At 33.6% G+C, this 21,452-nt stretch carries 16 protein-coding genes; 12 read left to right on the plus strand and 4 right to left on the minus strand.

What is annotated here, in order from left to right:
- Window positions 1-53: 53 nt before the first annotated feature.
- Genes ACRASX_RS13280 through ACRASX_RS13290 form a run of 3 tightly spaced genes read left to right on the plus strand, consistent with a single transcriptional unit; the run spans window position 54 to window position 2,385 of the window.
- A complete protein-coding gene (locus ACRASX_RS13280) occupies window positions 54-590 on the plus strand; it encodes an anti-sigma factor (RefSeq protein ID WP_432221566.1) in 537 nt (178 codons plus the stop codon).
- Window positions 574-1,635 carry a hypothetical protein gene (locus tag ACRASX_RS13285; protein WP_432221567.1) on the plus strand — a complete coding sequence of 354 codons (1,062 nt, stop codon included), beginning with the start codon at window positions 574-576 and terminating at the stop codon, window positions 1,633-1,635. The genes ACRASX_RS13280 and ACRASX_RS13285 overlap by 17 nt, the downstream gene beginning before the upstream one ends.
- A 15-nt stretch (window positions 1,636-1,650) precedes the next feature.
- Window positions 1,651-2,385 (plus strand): head GIN domain-containing protein, encoded by a 735-nt coding sequence (locus tag ACRASX_RS13290; protein ID WP_432221568.1) that lies wholly within the window; start codon window positions 1,651-1,653, stop codon window positions 2,383-2,385.
- A gap of 32 nt (window positions 2,386-2,417) precedes the next feature.
- Here ACRASX_RS13290 and ACRASX_RS13295 read toward each other — a convergent pair whose 3' ends face one another.
- The 3 genes from ACRASX_RS13295 to gyrA form a co-directional block, all read right to left on the minus strand.
- Window positions 2,418-3,743 (minus strand): MFS transporter, encoded by a 1,326-nt coding sequence (locus ACRASX_RS13295; RefSeq protein ID WP_432221569.1) that lies wholly within the window; start codon window positions 3,741-3,743, stop codon window positions 2,418-2,420.
- A gap of 110 nt (window positions 3,744-3,853) precedes the next feature.
- Complete coding sequence (locus tag ACRASX_RS13300) at window positions 3,854-5,125, minus strand: tetratricopeptide repeat protein (protein WP_432221570.1); 1,272 nt, start codon at window positions 5,123-5,125, stop codon at window positions 3,854-3,856.
- A gap of 36 nt (window positions 5,126-5,161) precedes the next feature.
- On the minus strand, window positions 5,162-7,744 hold the full coding sequence (gene gyrA / locus ACRASX_RS13305) for a DNA gyrase subunit A (protein WP_432221571.1): 2,583 nt from the start codon (window positions 7,742-7,744) through the stop codon (window positions 5,162-5,164).
- A 257-nt stretch (window positions 7,745-8,001) separates the two neighbouring features.
- On the opposite strand from gyrA, the gene ACRASX_RS13310 reads away from it, so the two are divergent.
- From ACRASX_RS13310 to ACRASX_RS13340, 7 genes are all read left to right on the plus strand, one after another.
- Window positions 8,002-10,548: an ATP-dependent Clp protease ATP-binding subunit gene (locus tag ACRASX_RS13310; RefSeq protein WP_432221572.1), complete on the plus strand. Its 2,547-nt coding sequence runs from the start codon at window positions 8,002-8,004 to the stop codon at window positions 10,546-10,548.
- Between the two features lie 139 nt (window positions 10,549-10,687).
- Window positions 10,688-12,058 carry a 30S ribosomal protein S6--L-glutamate ligase gene (gene rimK, locus ACRASX_RS13315; RefSeq protein ID WP_066309155.1) on the plus strand — a complete coding sequence of 457 codons (1,371 nt, stop codon included), beginning with the start codon at window positions 10,688-10,690 and terminating at the stop codon, window positions 12,056-12,058.
- 88 nt (window positions 12,059-12,146) lie between these two features.
- Entirely contained in the window at window positions 12,147-12,671 is a 525-nt protein-coding gene (locus tag ACRASX_RS13320) for a hypothetical protein (protein WP_432221573.1), read from the plus strand.
- A gap of 43 nt (window positions 12,672-12,714) precedes the next feature.
- Window positions 12,715-13,185, plus strand: a complete 471-nt coding sequence (locus ACRASX_RS13325; protein ID WP_432221574.1) for a nuclear transport factor 2 family protein — start codon at window positions 12,715-12,717, stop codon at window positions 13,183-13,185.
- Window positions 13,186-13,452: 267 nt separating this feature from the next.
- Window positions 13,453-15,195 carry an APC family permease gene (locus tag ACRASX_RS13330; RefSeq protein ID WP_432221575.1) on the plus strand — a complete coding sequence of 581 codons (1,743 nt, stop codon included), beginning with the start codon at window positions 13,453-13,455 and terminating at the stop codon, window positions 15,193-15,195.
- Between the two features lie 47 nt (window positions 15,196-15,242).
- Entirely contained in the window at window positions 15,243-16,139 is an 897-nt protein-coding gene (locus tag ACRASX_RS13335; protein WP_432221576.1) for a mechanosensitive ion channel family protein, read from the plus strand.
- Window positions 16,140-16,144: 5 nt separating this feature from the next.
- Window positions 16,145-17,377: a cation:proton antiporter gene (locus tag ACRASX_RS13340; protein WP_432221577.1), complete on the plus strand. Its 1,233-nt coding sequence runs from the start codon at window positions 16,145-16,147 to the stop codon at window positions 17,375-17,377.
- A gap of 60 nt (window positions 17,378-17,437) precedes the next feature.
- On the opposite strand, the gene ACRASX_RS13345 is transcribed toward ACRASX_RS13340, so the two are convergent.
- Window positions 17,438-18,925 (minus strand): aminotransferase class V-fold PLP-dependent enzyme, encoded by a 1,488-nt coding sequence (locus ACRASX_RS13345; RefSeq protein ID WP_432221578.1) that lies wholly within the window; start codon window positions 18,923-18,925, stop codon window positions 17,438-17,440.
- A gap of 409 nt (window positions 18,926-19,334) precedes the next feature.
- On the opposite strand from ACRASX_RS13345, the gene msrA reads away from it, so the two are divergent.
- Complete coding sequence (msrA, locus tag ACRASX_RS13350) at window positions 19,335-19,865, plus strand: peptide-methionine (S)-S-oxide reductase MsrA (protein ID WP_066309140.1); 531 nt, start codon at window positions 19,335-19,337, stop codon at window positions 19,863-19,865.
- A 5-nt stretch (window positions 19,866-19,870) separates the two neighbouring features.
- Window positions 19,871-21,439 (plus strand): protein adenylyltransferase SelO, encoded by a 1,569-nt coding sequence (locus ACRASX_RS13355; protein ID WP_432221579.1) that lies wholly within the window; start codon window positions 19,871-19,873, stop codon window positions 21,437-21,439.
- Window positions 21,440-21,452 lie beyond the last annotated feature (13 nt).

Genomic DNA, 21,452 nt, shown 5'->3' on the forward strand with positions numbered 1-21,452 from the left:
ATCCATTATAATACCGAAATTAAAAATGAATTCTAAAAATAAATTTTAGATATATGAAAAAGGAAAAAATAAATTTAGAACAGGTTTTTGAGAAATTTGAATCGCAGTGGGATTTTAAGGAACTGAATAAGGAACATGATTTAGATTTTATGAATCGATTGAGTTCTAAGTCCAAGAAGAAAAGCTATACGTTTTCTTTTGCCATTGCCGCGTCTATCGCGATTTTAATTGGCTTTTCATTGTTTTACCAACCTGTCGAAAAACAAAATGACTTGCAATTTGCTTCTAATGAAACCAAACGAACCGATTCTATTTTTACAGTTTTAATAGAAAATCAATTGATTGTATTGAAAGAAAAAAAATCAAATGAAAATCAGAAAATTGTTGCAGATGCACTGAAGCAGATGAAAGTTTTGGATGCAGATTATGAGAAAATAGTTGTTGAATTACAAAAAAATGGTGAGAGCAAACAAATAATTTATGCACTAATTAGCAATTTTCAAATTCGAATTTCTTTTTTACAGGAAGTTTTGAAACGAATTGATGAAAATGAAAAACTTAATGAAGAACTCCATGAGAAGACAATTTAACCTAGTTTTTATAACCATACTTCTTCCCTTTTTTGCCATAGCCAACACTGGTAATTGGGCGATTACCAAGCAAAAAATTATAAAAAAAACCTATTTAGTTAATTCCGATGCAGGAATCACAATTGATAATAAATACGGTAATATTTCGGTAACCACTTGGAATGAAGATAAGATTGATTTGGATATAATTATTAAAGTAAGCGGAAACAAAGAAAGTTGGGTAAACGAACGCATTAATACTATTGATGTTACGATTAACGCTTTAAAGTCGATGGTTTCTGCTCAAACCGAATTCGGAAATTTAAACAATAATAGTAGTCGTACTAATAGTTTTGAGATCAATTATGTGATCAAAATTCCAAAAAACGGATCGATTAAGCTCAATAATAAATATGGCAACATTACGATCTCAAATGCTGAATCGAGCACAGACATTTTCTGTAAATATGGAAAAATTAATTTAGGAAAATTGAATGGAACTAAAAATACAATTCAAATTGAATACTGTAACGATTCTAAAATTGACTATATAAAATCAGGGGCGATAATTGCTAAATATTCGGACTTTCAAATTACGACAAGTGATAAGTTAGAACTACTTTCTGATTATACCGATGTGAACATTCAAAATGTAGATAATTTAAGATACACAAGTAAATACGGTACAATCAAAATCAATTCGGTACGAAATCTGGATGCAATTAGCAATTACCTTACTTTAAGAGTTGACGAGTTAAGAGATCAATTTAAAATTACTGCAAAGTATAGTGAAATCAAAGTTGGAATCATAAATGCCATTGCATCAAATGTTACTATTAATGCTGCTTACACTGATATTTCTTTAGGTTTTCAATCTAATTATCCATTTGATTTTGCTGTAAATACAAAGTACAGCAACTTTAAGTATGGATCTGAATTAAAATTTAATTCGAAAGATGAAACTAATAATTCTAAGTCTTATCAAGGTTTTTATAAAAAAAAGGGGATCAATAAACTTAGCATTGCATCCAGTTACGGAAATGTATCATTAATCAAAAAACAATAATTTAAATAAATCAACATGAAAAAGTTAACACTATTAATTGCAGTTTGCACGTTATTTTTAGCAATGAATGCTCAGGCACAATGGTCTTCAAAAAATAAAATTAAGGGAAATGGAAATTTGATTACTGAAACGCGAAAGACTGCAACCTATGATCAAGTAAAAGTAGCAGGATTTTTTGATGTCGATTTAGTTTCTGGAAAAGAAGGAGTTATACTTTTAGAAGGGGAAGATAATTTATTGCCACATGTTAAAATTGAAGTTGAGGGAAATGTGTTGAAAATTTTTACCGATAAGAATAGCAATATTAGTACAAGTAACGGAAAAACAATTCGCATCACAGTACCTTTTGAGGTTATTTCAGCAGTAGAATTGGTAGGTTCGGGAGATGTGGTATCACAACACACAATTAAAGCAGAGTCTTTTACAGCGAAATTAACGGGTTCCGGTGATTTAAAACTAGCTGTAGATGCACAAAGTACAGCCATTATCTTGGCAGGTTCCGGCGATATAGCTATTACAGGAACAACTGAATCTTTAATGAGCAAATTATCTGGATCTGGAGACCTAACTACCACTAATTTAAAGGCAAAAATTGCACAAGTCACTGTTGCTGGCTCAGGAGATTTAACGCTTTTTTGTTCTGAAAATTTAACTGCAAGAGTCACAGGTTCTGGTTCAATAAAATACAAAGGTAATCCCGAAAAAAGAGATACGAGTGTCTCTGGATCTGGAAGTATTTCAAAAATTTAATAAGCAAACTATTTATTCGTGAAGGTGTTTTATTAATTTAAAACGCCTTTTTTTGGCACTCGTCTCAATAAAATAATCGCTATCAGAAAAAACACTCCTAAGAAAACAATAGCTAATCGTGGACTTCCTGTAATTTGATCGATGATACCGTAGACTGACATTCCAATCACGATTCCTATTTTTTCTGCGACATCATAAAAGCTAAAAAACGAAGTTGTATCTTTTGTTTCGGGTAATAGCTTTGAATACGTGGAACGTGATAAAGACTGAATTCCGCCCATTACAAAACCAGCGACGGAGGCCATGATGTAAAAATGAATTGGCAAACTAATAAAAAAAGCGAAACCACAAAACACCAGCCAAATGCAGTTGATAACAATTAAAGTTGGAATATTTCCAAACTTCTCTGAAGCTCTAGAAGTCAGTAGCGCACCTAGAACTGCTACAAATTGAATCAACAAAATACAAATTATTAAACCGGTGGTTCCTTCTTCTTTAGATGACCATTCAATTTCTTGTGCGCCAAAATAAGTAGCAACAAGCATTACGGTTTGTACCGCCATACTGGATACAAAAAAACCGCCCAAGTATCGTTTTAAAGCAATATTTTCTTTTAGTAGAGCCCAAACTTTTTTAAGCTCTTTAAATCCATTAAAGATAAATGCTTTGGATAATTTTTCATCACTTTTTCTATTTCCGTTAGGCAGATAATAATATGTGTATTGACTAAATAAAATCCACCAAATTCCGACCATAATAAAAGAGTAACGCATTGCTTTCATTGCTGCTTCTCCTTTAGTACCTGTAATTCCAAAAGTGTCGGGCATCATAATCATCGCTAAATTGACAATTAGTAATAAAACACTTCCTATATAGCCTAGAGAATATCCTTTGGCACTAATGCGATCTTGTTGCTCTGGAAACGCAATATCGGGTAAATACGAGTTGTAAAAAACTAAACTTCCCCAGTAGCCAATTAAACCTAAAAAATAAAATAGTAGGCCGATGTAAATATTGTCTAGACTAAACCAAAATAAACCGATACAGGAAAAAGCTCCTAAGTAGCAGAAAAATTTTAAAAAAGACTTCTTATTACCGACATAATCTGCAATTCCAGACAGTAGAGGCGAAATAAAAGCGACCATCAAAAAGGCGAATGCGGTTACAAAACTTATTAAAGCGGAGTTTTTTAAGCTCAACCCAAAGACGGATATGTAGTGCGATCGATCTGAAAATAAAGCCTCGTAAAAAATTGGAAAAACTGCTGAAGCAATTGTCAAAGTGTAAACCGAATTTGCCCAATCATAAAAAGCCCATGCGTTTAGTAATTTTTTATCTCCTTTAGGTAACTCAGCCATAATAGTTTTAGGTTTGTGAAATTAGATGTCATATCGAATTTAAAAATAAATAAAAAAGGTTAAGAAATGCGAACATAACTTAACCTTTTTAATATTTTTTAAAATAATTCTTATTCTAGTTTTGCTTTCAAAGCAGTAGCTTCTGCTTTCATTTCTAAAGCTCTATAAACGCTTAATAAAGTTTCAGATGCTCCAGCATTTTTAGGATCTAAATCAACTGCTTTTTTAAGGAAAGGAATGGTACTTTTAAAGATTGCTTCTCTTTTCTTCTTTAGCACATCGTAACGAGCCATATCTTTAGATGAAGTTCCCAATTTATTCATTTCATCAATAATTGGTTTTTCGTCTTCCAATTTAAGTGCTGCCAAATTTACATATGCATTGGCATAATTTGGATCAATTTCCATTGCTTTCAAATAGTATTTTTCAGCATCCGGAAAATTTTTCGCATTATAACTAATTACTCCTAAGTTATAAACCAAATCAGCATTGTTAGGATCAGCTACTAAAGCCTCACCAACTAATTTTTTGTATGTTTCGAAGTCCTTAGTTTCTAAGTATAGATTTGCTTCTGTTAAAATTAAAGAGCTGTCTTCTGGGTTTGCTTTTCTAGCATCAACAATTTCTTTTTTAGCTTCTTCAATCTTTCCTTTTTGAACTAAAATAAGAGCAATATTTTTATAAATTTCTCCTCTTTTTGAAGGTACTTTTTCAGTGGTAGGTTTTTCGTGCGTACCCAATTTAATTGCCATATCGCGTTGGTTTGCAGTAGTAAAACCATCCTCAGTTCCAGATACTTTATTTACTGCTAAGTAAGAAGTTCCTTTACCCGAATAATTCAACCTTTTTAACTCCTCATACATCGTCAAAGCAGTATCATAATCGCCTGCATTAATAAAAGTAGATGCAGCATAATACAAATTGATAGTATCTTTTTTATCTAATAAATAAGCATCATTTAATTTTTTTGCTCCCTCTTTGCTTTTGTTTGACTGTGTATCAGCAATTGCACTATTGATCAATTTACCTTTAATTTCGGTAATTGAAGCCGCTGCTTGATTACTATACTTCAACTTACCAGATGTTTTTTCAACTTCTAATAGTTTTTTATACGCATCTGCAGATAACGAAAGATACTTCCCTTCTTCTACACCTTTATTAGCTACATCCAAGTATGCATTTCCTTTTACAAAATAATACTGTGCCTGCTCTGTGTCTTTAGCGTTTACTATCATGTTTTCAGCATCATTTAAAATAGAAATAGCTCCTTGAGCATCTCCATTTTTCAATGATTTTTCAGCGCTTTTAATTTGATCTTTTTGAGCAAAACTAGCTACTGAAATTAGTAAGGCTGACGCCATTATTGCAACTTTATTTTTCATACTTTTTAATTTATGTTCAACGTTTATTTAAAAATTTTATTCTTCAGATGACTCCGCTTCAGGAGTTTCATTAGATTCATCTCCTAATTCTTCTGATTCTGATGCTTCATTTATTTCTTGACCTTCAGTTAGTTCGGCAATAAGTTCTTCTTCATCATCTTTCATTACTTTTGCTACAGCTGCAATCGAATCGTTTCCTTTAATGTTAATTAAACGAACTCCTTGAGTTGCACGCCCCATAACTCGTAAGTCATCTACTGCCATACGAATGGTTAATCCTGATTTATTGATAATCATTAGGTCATCAACATCAGTAACCGCATTAATTGAAATTAAGGCGCCAGTTTTATCAGTGATGTTAAGTGTTTTAACTCCTTTACCACCGCGGTTAGTAATTCTGTACACATCTACGCCATCTTCATCTACAATCTTGCTACGTTTTCCGTACCCTTTTTCTGTAACTACTAAAAGTTGTGTGTTATTGATATCGTCTTTATTAACAGAAACCATACCAATCACTTCATCTTTATCGTCCTGCAACGTAATTCCGCGAACTCCAGAGGCTGTTCTTCCCATCGGACGTGTTTTACTTTCTTCAAAACGAACCAATTTACCAGATTTAACGGCAATTAAAATTTGACTTTCTCCGTTGGTTAATTTTGCTCCTAATAATTCATCGTCTTCTTTAATTGTAATTGCAGCAACTCCATTGACTCTTGGACGAGAATACTGTTCTAATGACGTCTTTTTTACTTGACCTTTTTTGGTCACCATAATTACGTTATGAGAATTGATGTATTCTTGATCTTTAAGATCTTGTGTACAAATAAATGCTTTCACTTTATCATCACTTTCAATGTTGATTAAGTTTTGAATGGCTCTTCCTTTTGCAGTTTTACTTCCTTCTGGAATTTCATAAACACGCATCCAGAAACATTTTCCTTTTTGAGTAAAGAACATCATGTATTGGTGGTTGGTAGCCACAAACATATGTTCTAAGAAGTCTTGATCACGAGTACCAGCACTTTTTTGACCAACTCCTCCTCTGTTTTGGGTTTTGTATTCGCTTAAGTTGGTACGTTTGATGTATCCCGCGTGTGAAATCGTAATCACTACATTTTCATCAGCAATTAAATCTTCAATACTAACATCGCCTCCGGCGTACTCTATAGTCGAGCGGCGTTCATCTCCGTATTTATCACGAATTTCAATTAATTCTTCCTTAATTAAAGCCGTTCTTAAATTTACATCTGCTAGCAAAGCTTTCAAATGCTCGATCAACTTCATTAACTCTTCGTATTCTGTTCTTAACTTGTCTTGTTCTAGACCTGTTAATTGACGCAAACGCATTTCTACAATTGCTCTAGCTTGAATGTCAGAAAGTTTAAATCTTTCGATTAATTTCTCACGTGCTTCTTCTGTGTTTTTAGAACTACGAATTAACGCAATTACTTCGTCTATATTGTCTGAAGCAATAATTAAACCTTCTAAAATATGCGCTCTTTCCTCGGCTTTACGTAATTCAAATTGTGTTCTACGAACTACAACATCATGACGGTGCTCGATAAAATAGTGAATCATGTCTTTTAGATTCAACATCTGTGGACGCCCTTTAACCAGCGCAATGTTGTTGACACTAAAAGAAGATTGTAATTGTGTGTATTTATATAAAGTATTTAAAACAACATTTGGCGTTGCGTCACGTTTTAAGATGTAAACAATACGCATTCCATTTCTATCCGATTCGTCACGGATGTTGGCAATACCCTCTATTTTTTTCTCATTTACCAAGTCTGCAGTACGCTTAATCATGTCTGCTTTATTCACTTGATACGGAATTTCGGTTGCAATGATGCATTCTCTTCCGTCTACTTCTTCAAAACCAACTTTCGCACGCATTACAATACGTCCTCTACCCGTTTTAAAAGCTTCACGAACACCATCATAACCATATATTACACCTCCAGTAGGAAAATCAGGTGCTTTGATAAAGTTCATTAACTCATCAATTTCGATGTCATTATTATCTAAAAACGCTAACGTTCCATCAATCACTTCCGTGAGGTTGTGTGGTGGCATATTGGTCGCCATTCCAACAGCAATACCTGTTGCTCCATTTATCAATAAGGTAGGGACACGCGTTGGCATTACCTTTGGCTCATATAAAGTATCATCAAAGTTCAATTGAAAATCAACTGTTTCTTTTTCTATATCTGCCATTATTTCTTCCGAAATTTTACGCATTCTAGCTTCAGTATAACGCATTGCTGCAGGACTATCGCCATCGACAGAACCAAAGTTACCTTGGCCATCCACTAACAAATAACGTAAACTCCATTCTTGTGCCATACGAACCATGGCATCATAAACAGAAGTATCTCCGTGTGGGTGATACTTACCTAATACTTCTCCAACAATTCTAGCAGATTTTTTATGGGCTTTATTTGAAAAAACTCCTAAATCGTACATCCCGTATAAAACTCTACGATGCACCGGTTTTAAGCCATCTCTAACATCAGGAAGTGCTCGTGATACAATTACAGACATCGAATAATCGATGTACGCTGATTTCATTTCATCTTCTATGTTAATAGGAATTAACTTTTCTCCTTCAGACATAAGTTGTTATATTAAATAATTATTTTAGTTTCAAAACGTGCCAATATACGGATTTTTAAAATTTTTAGGCCTATTTTACTACACTTATTTAAATGTTTTATCAACAACTTTTCTTTGGCTACTCGTTAATAAATTAAGTACTGTTTAACGTAGATTTTGCCTTTTTTTTCGTCTATTAGCTGACAGCGTTTCCTGACGGGTACGGTTTTTGTTTTTGAAACAGTAATTCACTAAATTTACAATACCAACAATATATTATGGACGACAATTTTTCACCAAGAGTAAAAGACGTTATTACGTATAGTAAAGAAGAAGCTTTGCGTTTGGGTCACGACTTTATAGGTACCGAACACTTAATGCTAGGCATTTTACGAGACGGTAACGGAAAAGCAATTAGTATCCTAAATAACCTTGATGTTGATTTGGACCATTTGCGTAGAAAAGTCGAAATACTAAGTCCTGCCAACGTAACCGCCGAACCTAGCGTCGAGAAGAAAAACTTACACTTAACACGCCAAGCTGAAAGAGCGCTAAAAACAACTTTTCTAGAAGCAAAAGTATTTCAAAGCACCTCTATAAGCACTGCGCATTTGTTGTTGTGTATTTTAAGAAATGAAAACGATCCCACAACCAAGTTGCTTCATAAACTAAAAATAGATTATGATGTAGCTAAAGAACAATACTTAAATATGACTCCAAACGAAGAAGAATTTTTAGAAAACTTGCCTCGAAATGAATCGTATAACGATGATGCAGGACAAGATGACAGTCTTAAAGAAGGTAATTTTAATAATCCAGCCAATAAGTCTAACAAGAAATCTAAAACACCGGTTTTAGATAACTTTGGGAGAGATTTAACAGAAATGGCCGAAGAAGGAAAATTAGATCCTGTGGTAGGACGTGAGAAAGAAATTGAACGTGTTTCTCAAATTTTAAGTCGTAGAAAGAAAAACAATCCTTTGCTTATTGGTGAACCGGGTGTTGGAAAATCTGCTATTGCTGAAGGTTTGGCTTTGCGTATCATTCAGAAAAAAGTTTCACGTATTTTATTTAACAAACGCGTGGTAACTTTAGATTTAGCAAGTTTAGTAGCTGGAACTAAATACAGAGGACAGTTTGAAGAGCGAATGAAAGCGGTAATGAATGAATTGGAAAAGAATGATGATATTATCCTTTTTATTGACGAAATTCATACCATTGTTGGCGCTGGTGGCGCAACAGGTTCTTTAGATGCATCCAACATGTTTAAACCGGCACTATCTAGGGGAGAGATTCAATGTATTGGAGCGACTACCTTAGACGAATACCGTCAGTATATTGAAAAAGACGGTGCTTTAGAAAGACGTTTCCAAAAAGTAATTGTTGAACCTACTTCGGTAGAAGAAACTATTACTATTTTGAATAATATTAAAGAGAAATATGAAGATCACCATAATGTGATTTATACGCCAGAAGCTATTGAGGCTTGTGTAAAATTGACTAATCGTTACATGTCGGAACGTTTCTTGCCAGACAAAGCTATTGATGCATTAGACGAAGCTGGATCACGTGTACACATTACAAATATTGATGTTCCAAAGCAAATTGTAGATTTAGAGCGTCAGTTAGAAGATGTTCGCGAATTGAAAAATGTAGTAGTCAAAAAGCAAAAATATGAGGAAGCAGCCAAACTTAGAGATGATGAAAAACGCATCGAAAAAGAATTAGCAATTGCTCAAGAACAATGGGAAGAAGATTCTAAAAATAATAGAATTGAAGTTACCGAAGATAATGTTGCCGATGTAGTTTCTATGATGACCGGTATTCCGGTAAATCGTATTGCACAAACAGAAAGTAACAAGTTGGCAAAATTACCAGAACTAATACAAGCTAAGGTTATTGGGCAAAATGAAGCGGTGTTAAAAATTGCCCGATCTATTCAAAGAAATAGAGCGGGTCTTAAAGATCCTAATAAACCAATTGGTTCGTTTATTTTCTTGGGTCAAACGGGTGTTGGTAAAACACAATTGGCAAAAGTTCTAGCTAGAGAATTATTTGATTCTGAAGATGCATTAGTTCGTATTGACATGAGCGAATACATGGAGAAATTTGCAATTTCTCGCTTAGTTGGAGCACCTCCAGGATATGTTGGTTATGAAGAAGGTGGTCAGTTAACCGAAAAAGTTCGAAGAAAACCGTACAGTGTAGTGCTTTTGGATGAGATTGAAAAAGCACATCCAGACGTATTTAATATGATGTTACAAGTTTTAGATGACGGTTATTTGACTGATAGTTTAGGAAGAAAAATTGATTTTAAGAATACTATTATCATTATGACATCTAATGTTGGAGCGCGTCAGCTGAAAGATTTTGGACAAGGAGTTGGTTTTGGAACTTCTGCAAGGGCAGCCCAAGCGGATGAGAATTCAAAAAGTATTATCGAAAATGCTTTGAAAAAAACGTTTGCTCCTGAGTTCTTGAATAGAATTGACGATGTTATTGTATTTAATGCTTTAGAGAAACATGATATTGATTTGATTATTGAAATCGAATTGAAAAAATTATATTCTCGTGTTGCAGAATTGGGGTACAAATTAAATTTAACCGATACCGCAAAAGCTTTTATTGCAGACAAAGGATTTGATAAACAATTTGGAGCAAGACCCTTAAAAAGAGCGATTCAGAAATATGTTGAAGATATTTTGGCCGAAGAAATTATCACTTCAAAAATTGGAGTTGGTGATGAAATCTTAATCGATTTGAATGAAGAGGACAAAGAACTTACTGTAAACGTAAAAAAAGCTGAAGAGCCTTCTAATCAATAAATATAAATTGTTTTATAACAGAGCCTAGGCCCCCGTTGTGTTTTTATAACATAACGGGGGTTTTCTTTCATCAAAAACTGTTATTTATTAAAAAGTAATAGCTACTTTTGATATAAAAACTAAGTAAAATATATAGCTTATGCTACAAAATAAAGTTATCGTTGGTAGTGAAGAATGGTGTTCGTTTCCTGATTTAGGAATTCCTACGATAAAAGCTCGTGTAGATTCGGGAGCTAAAACATCGGCTTTACACGCAGTTAACATTGCGCCTTTTATAAAAAATGATGCTAATTGGGTGAAATTTGACATCAATCCAATTCAAAATAATAGTAAAACAATCATTCATTGCGAAGCTCCATTGGTAGACAAAAGGATCGTTAAAAGTTCTAGTGGTTACCGTGAGCAAAGATATGTAATACAAACTATTGTAGAAATTGGCAGCACCAAATGGCCTATTGAAATGACGCTTACCAATCGAGATTCTATGGGATTTCGAATGCTTTTAGGTAGAGAAGCCATGAGCGGAAGAATTTTGGTTGATCCTGAACAAAAATATCTTTTGGGACAACCGACGACCGAAAGTCTAAAAGAATTATATAAAAATTCTGAAAAAGCAAAATCTGGTTTACGAATCGGTTTGTTAGCGAGTAATCCGGAGTTATACAGCAATAAACGCATCATGGAAGCGGGCGAAATGCGCGGACACGAAATGCATTTTTTGAATATCAAAGAATGTTACATGAAGTTAGATGCTAAAAAACCGGAGATACATTATCGTGGCGGAATTATCTTGAATCAATTTGATGCTATTATCCCACGCATTCGACCAAGTATGACCTTTTACGGCTGCGCTTTAACAAGACAGTTTGAAGCATTAAAGGTATTTTGTTTGAACTCCGCTTCAGCAATCACACAGTCTAGAGATAAATTATACTCTTTACAATTATTACTAAATCACGGTGTTGAAATTCCAACTACAGGATTTGCTAATTCTCCTTTGGATACTGATAATTTAATAAAAATGGTTGGCGGCTCTCCACTGATTGTAAAATTATTAGAGGGAACACAAGGCAAAGGTGTGGTTTTGGCAGAGACAAAAAAAGCAGCAGAAAGCGTTATTAACGCATTTAAAAGTTTAAATGCGAATATATTAGTGCAAGAATTCATTAAAGAAGCCAACGGAAAAGATATTCGTTGTTTTGTAATTGATGGAAAAGTTGTTGCTGCTATTCAGCGAGAAGCGATGCCTGGCGAATTTAGAGCAAATATTCACCTCGGTGGAACAGCTTCTATTATTAAAGTAACGGCTGAAGAAAAGCGTATTGCGATAAAAGCTACCAAAGCAATGGATTTAAAAGTAGCAGGTGTTGATATTATTCGTTCGGCAAAAGGTCCATTGTTATTAGAGGTAAACTCCTCTCCTGGTCTAGAAGGAATTGAGGGAGCCACTAATAAGGATGTGGCGGGAGAAATGATAAAAGCGATAGAAAAGAATTTTAAGCTGATATAATTAAATACTACAAAAGCCAGTTAAACCTAAAAATTTAACTGGCTTTCTTATTTTCAAAAAACACTATCAACCTATAAATATTTATATCATGATCTCAAAAAATCATACAGTTCTTCTCCTGTTTTTTATTGTACTTTTTTGCAATGCACAAGAATCTATTAAATATAAAAGCAATAGTTACAGCGCAACTCCAAATTGGGAATTCATTTGTAACAGTTATGTATTAAGTGGTGCAATAAATATTCAAATTGCAAGTACAGAAACTGGTGGTATTTTAAAATTAGCTGTAAAAACTACTGACGAAAACTTTATTATTTCTGGAAATGTTTATGTGGACTTAAAAGACGTGTCGTTTATTCTTTGTACAGACAAAAATTATCGAGAATATACGAATGGACAAGCAATCACTTACTATAATTTTACTGTTGCAGAGATGAAACGTCTGAAAACTACTAATATTCAGGACATTCGTTTTAATATTAGCGGCAAGAAAAACACGTTCAGTAATCAAGTTGGAAATTTTACAGCAATTAATAAATCGACGTATTTTTCGACGATATATGACAATACTAATAAAATTTTTGAAACCGCTGCCGCAATCAGTTTATTGTAAAAAATAGATAAAGAAAATTCAACGAAATAAATTAAGCTTAGATATGAATGCTAACGAAAATACAATTAGCGATTTTTACCATGCTTTTAAAAATGGAGATGCTGCAAAGATGGCTTCATTTTACCATCCAGAAATTCAATTTAGAGATCCCGTTTTTGGACTGTTAAAAGCAGAAGAAGTTTTAAAGATGTGGCAAATGCTTTTCTCAAAAAATGGAGGAACAGTAAAGATTGAGGTATCAAAAATTAAAGCCGATGACTTTTTAGGTACGGCTCGTTGGGTAACTACTTATAATTTTAAGAAAAGCAATCGAAAAGTTGTGAACATAGTATCTGCAGAATTTCTTTTTAAAGATGGCCTTATCATCAAGCATACCGATTCATTTGATATGTGGCATTGGGCTCAACAAGCTTTTGGCTTTAAAGGTTTTATGTTAGGATGGACTGGTTTTTTTCAAAAAAAGGTTCAAGAAGAAGCTTTGCGATTACTGCATAATTACAAGCAAAATTGCTGAGATAAAAAACATAATAGTAAATAGTCTTAAATTCACGGTTAGAAACTGATTGTTTACGAATTCTTCTTCCCCATTATTAGATCTAACTCTACAGCTGTATTTGCTATAAATTATTTTTAAATAGTGCTTTAAAGTTTTTTACGATTTTTTGTTAAAGCCAATAAATAAAAGTAAATTTATAATACAGCTAAAAAAAAGAACTTCAATAAGAGCTATTTTTTTTTACAATTAATCTCGACATCAACAAAATCTCAACTGTCTTTCTAAATGAAAAAAGTTTTACACAAAAAATTAAACGAACTGCAATCTACTGCAATTTCTGGAAATGACATTAGTTCTTCTTGTTTATACGTCTCATCATTAACAATATTATATGCTGGGCAGTATGCTTGGATTTCATTGTTGGTAGTTGGTATTGTTTTATTTATGTTCAGAAAAATCTATGGAGAAGTTGTTGGTGCTATTCCGCTAAACGGTGGAGCTTACAATGTACTTTTAAATACATCTACAAAAAGATTAGCTTCTATGGCGGCTACTCTTACAGTACTTTCCTATATGGCGACAGCAGTAATTTCGGCTTCAGAAGGAATGCATTATTTACACGGAATATTTGAAGGACTGAACGTCACGGTAGCCACAATTATAGTATTGATTGTTTTTACATTGTTAACTATTTTAGGAATTGGAGAGTCGGCGATAGTGGCGGTAGTTATCTTTATCACACATTTAGCGTCCTTAACGCTGTTAGTATTAGCATCTGTTTGGTTTATTTTTAATTCTGGTTTAGATACTTTTCACATCAATTGGGCCATGCCAGTTAGTTCTGGTTCCATTATGTCTGCGTTATTTTTAGGTTTTTCTGCAGCAATGTTAGGAATATCTGGTTTTGAAAGTTCTGCCAATTTTGTAGAAGAGCAAGAACAAGGTGTTTTCCCGAAGACCTTGCGTAATATGTGGGCCATTGTAAGTTTCTTTAATCCCGTTATAGCATTATTATTAATCTGTATTATTCCGCTTGCTGAAGTTGGCGAACATAAAGAATCGTTATTGGCTTACTTAGGACATATGACAGGTGGTTCGTGGTTAGCAGGTCTAATTGCTGTCGATGCTGCTCTTGTTTTATGTGGCGCTGTTTTAACCTCTTTTGTTGGAGTTTCAGGTTTGCTAAATCGCATGACTTTGGACCGTATTCTGCCCAATTATTTTTTAAAGCAAAATAAACGTGGCTCCAATTACCGTATTATTATAAGTTTTTTAGTGTTGTGTTTATCCGTTTTATTCGCAACAAACGGACATATTGAGTCGTTAGCAGGTGTTTATACATTTTCCTTTTTAGCCGTAATGATCTTGTTTGGTCTCGGAAATTTGTTGTTGAAATTTAAACGTAAAAGGTTGCCAAGACCAGAAAGAGCAAGAGGCATTGTGGTCGTAATTGCTGTAAGTTTCATTGCTGCAGCATTTCTTGGTAATATGGAACTGAATATTGATTCCTTCTATATCTTTATAAAATACCTTATCCCAGCCTTAGTATTTGTATCTATTATGCTTAACCGTACCATTCTTATTCAGTTTTTAATTGATGCGTTACAATATTTTTATCAGCCTTTGCGAAAAATGGTGGTTTTAAGCAATCGATACTTATCAAAAATGCATCTTAAAATTAACTCTCAAGAATTTGTTTTCTTTACCAAAGGAGACGATATCGCAGTGTTGAATAAAGTAATGCAATATGTTCAAGGAAATGAAACTACTAAAAAATTAAAAGTTGTTAATGTAAATACAGATGGTGTTTCAAATACTTTATTAATAGCTGATATAAAGGTCTTAGACAGAGCTTATCCTGAAATTGATATTGAGTTCATCGAAATGCAAGGTGTTTTTGGACCAGAAATTATCACTGAACTATCGGAGAAATGGGGAATTCCTAAAAACTTTATGTTTATTGGTTCACCTGGAGACAAGTTCTCTTACCGTGTATCAGAATTAGGTGGAGTTCGTTTAATTATGTAAGTAGATACAACTAACTACGAACTATTAATTTATATTAATCAACTATTATGGAAAAGGAAATTAATGATTTTTTATACGATCCAACAGTTGGTAAAATAGTAACCTTTTGTATTGGAGTCGGTTTGATCTGGATTTTGATAAAGTGGTTGCAAAACCGTTTGTTCACAAAAATTAAAGACAACGATAATAAGTATCGTGCAAATAAACTTAGTAGTTTTATTGGTTACTTTTTAACTATTGTTTTACTGACGGTTATTTTTAGTGATAGACTTGGAGGTCTAACTGTCGCTTTTGGAGTTGCTGGAGCTGGAATAGCTTTCGCGCTGCAAGAAGTAATTGCTTCTTTTGCCGGTTGGTTAGCCATTCTTTTTGGCAACTTTTACAAATCGGGTGATCGCGTGCAACTAGGCGGAATAAAAGGAGACGTAATGGATATCGGTGTGTTACGAACAACATTAATGGAAACTGGCGAATGGGTTGACGGCGATTTATATAACGGTCGTATCGTTTTGATCGCTAATAGTTACGTTTTTAAAGAGCCTGTTTTTAACTACTCTGGTGATTTTCCTTTTTTATGGGATGAAATTAAAATCCCAGTTCAGTTTGGAAGCAATTATGATAGAGCTGAAAGTATTATTCTTAATTCAGGTAAAACCGTTGCTGGTGACTTGTCTCAAGCGTCAAAAGACAACTGGAAAAAGCTTCAGAATATTTATAGATTAGAAGATGCACAGACAGAATCCATGGTTTCTTTAATTTTTAATGACAATTGGGTAGAATATACCTTACGCTATGTTGTAGAATATAAAAAACGTCGAGTGACCAAGACGCAATTATTCAAAAAAATATTGATTGATATTGAAGCTACGAATGGTGAAATAAAATTAGCGTCAGCTACTTTCCAATTAGTAGAAGGTTCAGAGCTTAAAGTGAAAAACACCTAAGCGCCATGGATTTATTTCACTTATTTTCAGTGCTCATTGTCCTATCTGCATTATTCTCTTTCATCAATTTCAGATATTTAAAGTTGCCCAACGCTATAGGTTTAATGTTGGTCTCTTTACTTTTTTCTTTTGTTATTTTAATCGCTGGAAATTATTTTCCTGTCTTTAAAAATGATATTGTGGAAAGGATGAACAGCATTAATTTTAGCGAATTAGTATTAGAAGGAATGTTGAGTTTTTTACTATTTGCAGGTGCTATTCACATCAAAATTGAAGATCTTAGAAACGAAAAACTAACTGTTTTATTATTTTCGACCATTAGTGTTTTAATAAGTACGATGGTTATTGGAATAAGTGCGTATTATGTACTCAACTTAATGGGAATTGAAGTGACATTAGTACATTCAATGCTATTTGGTTCTCTAATTTCACCTACAGATCCTATTGCAGTTTTAAGCATATTAAAAAGTGCTGGAGTTTCTAAATCATTAGAAACAAAAATTGCAGGAGAGTCATTATTTAATGATGGTGTTGCTGTAGTTATTTTTCTAACAATTTTAAATATTGCTAAACCAGGAGCAACTGTTACTTTTGAAAGTGTTGCCCAACTGTTTGTTCACGAAGCAATTGGTGGTCTGATTTTAGGAGCAATTATTGGTTATGCCGGTTACAAATTAATTGCCAGTATTGATAATTATCAAGTCGAAGTTTTATTGACTCTAGCTATAGTAATGGGTGGCTATACTTTGGCTAATTTTACACATGTGTCTGGCCCTTTGGCCATGGTTGTTGCGGGCTTAATTACAGGAAATAAAAGTAAAAAGAAAGGAATGTCAGATACCACTGCTGAATATGTGGATAAATTTTGGGAACTTATCGACGCCATTTTAAACGCAGTTTTATTTGTTTTAATTGGCTTGGAATTATTGGTAATTCAAATTAATAAGTTGGTATTAATTGCGGCTTTATTTATATTGGTAATTACGCTAATCACAAGATATATTTCGGTTTATATTCCTTCAATTGCCGTTCGCTTTAAAGAAAAAATGGACAACAATACTTTAATGATTTTAACTTGGGGCGGACTGCGAGGCGGCATATCAATTGCCTTAGCGCTTTCCATCGCACCAGAGTATGATAAAGATGTTTGGGTAACCATTACATACGTAATCGTGTGTTTCTCCATACTAATACAAGGAACAACTATTGGCTCTTTCGCGAAGAAAATTCAAAATTGATGAAGTATAAAAAAAGAGCATTTTTAAGGTGCTCTTTTTTATATCAATACTTTAAAATTCTTAAGAATTAAACCATCCTGCAACTAAATTTTCTTCAAAATCAGTCGCTCTTTTATGAATAAATTCATTAGTATTTTTGTTATATAAATAATCTAGTGTCCATTCTTTGTGGTTAGCAGCCATAGATTGGATACTTTCACAAACATAAGCGATCTCTGCATTTGTAGTAGTTGGATGAATAGACATACGAATCCACCCTGGCTTTTTAAGCAAATCGCCTATCCCAATTTCATCAACTAATTTATTCGAAGTTTCTTGATCCACATGCAATAAAAAGTGGCCATAAGTACCTGCGCAACTGCATCCGCCTCTGGTTTGAATTCCGAACTTATCGTTTAATAATTTTACGCCTAAATTAAAATGTAAATCATCTACAAAGAAAGAAATTACTCCCAAGCGCTCTTGATGTTGTGCCGCTAAAATCTTAATATTCTCTACCGATTTTAATTCATCAAAAACATAATTAACAATTTCATGTTCTCTTTCTAAAATGTTCTCGATTCCCATTTCTTCTTTCAGCTCAATAGCCAAAGCTGTTTTGATCACTTGTAAGAATCCAGGAGTTCCGCCATCTTCACGTTCTTCGATATTATCAATATACTTGTGTGCGCCCCACGGATTGGTCCAACTTACGGTTCCTCCACCTGGACAATCGGGAATCATATTTTTATATAATTTTTTATTAAATATTAATACGCCAGAAGTACCAGGACCACCTAAAAATTTATGCGGAGAAAAGAAAATAGCATCCAAATAAGCTTCCGGATCTTCAGGGTGCATATTCATTTCAACATAAGGTCCAGAACAGGCAAAATCTACAAAACAAATGCCGTTGTGCTGGTGCATTAATTTGGCAACTTCATGAAAGGGAGTTTGTAAGCCCGTTACATTTGAACATGCGGTAACAGACGCGATTTTGAAAGGGCGCTCTTTATGCTTTTCTAATAATATTTTGAGATTCTCTAAGTTAAATAAACCTTGGGCACACGAAGGAATAATTTCGACATCGGCGATCGTCTCTAACCACGTAGTTTGATTGGAGTGATGTTCCATGTGAGAAATAAAAACAATTGGTCTAATTTCTTCGGGAACAGTAGTATATTTCTTTAAATTTTCTGGAACTTTTAATCCTAAAATTCGTTGAAATTTATTAACCACGCCCGTCATACCAGATCCATCTGTAATTAAAACATCATCTTGGTTAGCGTTAGCATGTCTTTTAATGATAGTTCTTGCATGATTATATGCCTTGGTCATCGCGGTTCCAGAGACCGTTGTTTCAGTATGTGTATTTGCAACAAAAGGACCAAATTGATTCAATAATTTTTCTTCAATGGGTCTGTACAATCGTCCACTAGCTGTCCAGTCGGTATAAATTATTTGCTTTTTTCCGTACGGAGAAACAAATTCTTGATCAATACCTATTATATTGGTACGAAATTTTTTGAAATAGGTTTCTAAATTGGTATCTATAGCTGTATTGTTCATGTTGTAGTGCTCTTAGAGTACAAATATATCTCTTTTTTACAAAATTGTGAATTTATCAATTATAAACTTTAAATACTTTGATTCATTTTTAATTTATTAAAGAAAATCATGTTTTATGAATAATATAATAATTTACCCTATAAAATTTATAGGGTGATTCTAATTAAAGCTAGTTTCTTCTAATTCTCATCTTAGTCGACTTTAAAGCTTTTGCAATCTAAATAGTAAACTTACATTTTTGGTTATTTCCCTACAGGATATTAGTATTTGATTATTCAGTTTAGTATATAAACAACTTGCCTTTAATAAATTAACTTTTATAATTCAATTAACGTAATTTATGGCTAATTCCGATCAAATAGTTTTAAATTTGAAGTAGCAGTAGTTTAAAATACTTAAAAAATATCTTATGAAAAATCAAGAAGTTGCTACTTTTGGCGGCGGTTGTTTTTGGTGTATCGAAGCAATTATCCAACGTCTAAAAGGCATAATATCAATACAATCAGGTTACGCAGGAGGATTTATTAAGAATCCTCCTTATCGAGAAGTGTGTAGTGGTCGAACGGGACACGCAGAAGTAATTCAAGTTACATTTGATCCAGAAATTATTTCTTACAAAGAAATAATTTTTGTCTTTTTAACCTCGCACGATCCAACAACATTGAACCAACAAGGCGCCGATCGAGGAACGCAGTACCGTTCTATAATTTTGTATCATGATAAAGAACAACAGCAAATTGTAAACGAATTGTTTGACACACTTAAACCTATTTTTGAACAACCAATTGTGACTGAATTAACGCCACTAGAGGTTTTTTATGAAGCCGAAGAAGAACATCAAAACTACTACAATAACAATAGAGAAGCTGGTTATTGTACTATGGTTATCGACCCTAAGATTCAGAAATTAAAGAAAATGTACATTGATAAACTAGCATAATAATCATGATACATTTAAAAACTCATAATCGTTTTACAGCTGAATTACCTGCAGATCCCGAAGACACAAATGAAACGAGACGAGTAAAAAACACTTGCTTCTCGTACGTTTTACCTAGAATTCCGTCAAATCCAACTTTAGTTCATGCTTCTGAAGAAGTAAGCAGTTTAATTGGGTTAGATTTAGCGGACTTACAATCGCAGGAATTTTTAAATATTTTTTCTGGTAAAGAGGTTTTATCTCACGCTAAGTCGTATGCGATGTGTTACGCTGGTCATCAATTTGGAAACTGGGCCGGACAATTGGGTGACGGAAGAGCAATAAACTTGACTGAAGTTGAGCATGACAACAAATCCTTTACGCTGCAACTTAAGGGTGCAGGTAAAACACCCTATTCACGAACTGCAGATGGATTGGCAGTTTTACGCTCTTCTGTTAGAGAATATCTATGTGCCGAGGCAATGTTTCATTTGGGTGTTCCAACAACTCGTTCGCTTTCGCTAATGCTTTCTGGTGATTCTGTTTTGAGAGATATGTTGTACGATGGAAATGCAGAATATGAAAAAGGTGCTATTGTTTCTCGTGTTGCACCGTCGTTTATTAGATTTGGAAATTTTGAAATGTTAGCAGCTCGAAATGAGTTGACAAATTTAAAGCAGTTAACCGATTTCACTATTAAATATTATTTTCCTGAAATAAAAGGAGATTCAAAGCAAAGTTACATTCAGTTCTTTCAATTCGTTGCAGATAGCACTCGAAAAATGATTTTAGAATGGCAGCGTGTCGGCTTTGTTCATGGAGTTATGAATACCGATAACATGTCCATTCATGGAATAACAATTGATTATGGACCATATGGATGGTTGGAAGATTACGATCCAAATTGGACTCCAAACACTACCGATCGTCAAAATAAACGGTATCGTTTTGGAAATCAACCTAGCGTAGCACAATGGAATTTATACCAGTTGGCAAATTCTTTATTTCCGTTAATTAATGATGCGGCTACTCTAGAAAAAATATTAGAGTCGTTCTTAGAAGATTATCAGTCCGAATACAAAGTAATGATGTTTAGTAAATTAGGTTTATTTACATCAAGTGAGGATTCTTCTAAATTTATAAAAAATTTAGAGGATAATTTACAGTTATCAGAAACGGATATGACGATTTTTTTCAGAAATTTAAATCGGATTAGCAAAACGGATTCGGTTAATGAATGTTTTGAAGTCATAAGAGATTCTTTTTACAAACCAGAAGAAATAAAAGAAAGGATTCTCGAATCTTGGTTGAGCTGGTTTGCTGAATATTTAACTTTCCTACAATCTGAAACCCTTTCTGATGCGGAAAGGATTTTAAAAATGAATCTAATCAATCCGAAATATGTGTTACGCAATTACATGTCGCAATTGAGTATTGATGCTGCAGATCAAGGCGATTACTCATTAATTGCTGAATTATTTAACGTATTGAGAAAACCGTATGAAGAACAACCCGAATTTGAAAAATGGTTTGCCAAACGTCCCGATTGGGCACGATCTAAAGTAGGATGCTCGATGTTGTCTTGCAGCTCTTAAAAATAACATAAAA

The sequence above is a fragment of the Flavobacterium sp. TMP13 genome (assembly GCF_050847115.1).
GTDB lineage: Bacteria > Bacteroidota > Bacteroidia > Flavobacteriales > Flavobacteriaceae > Flavobacterium.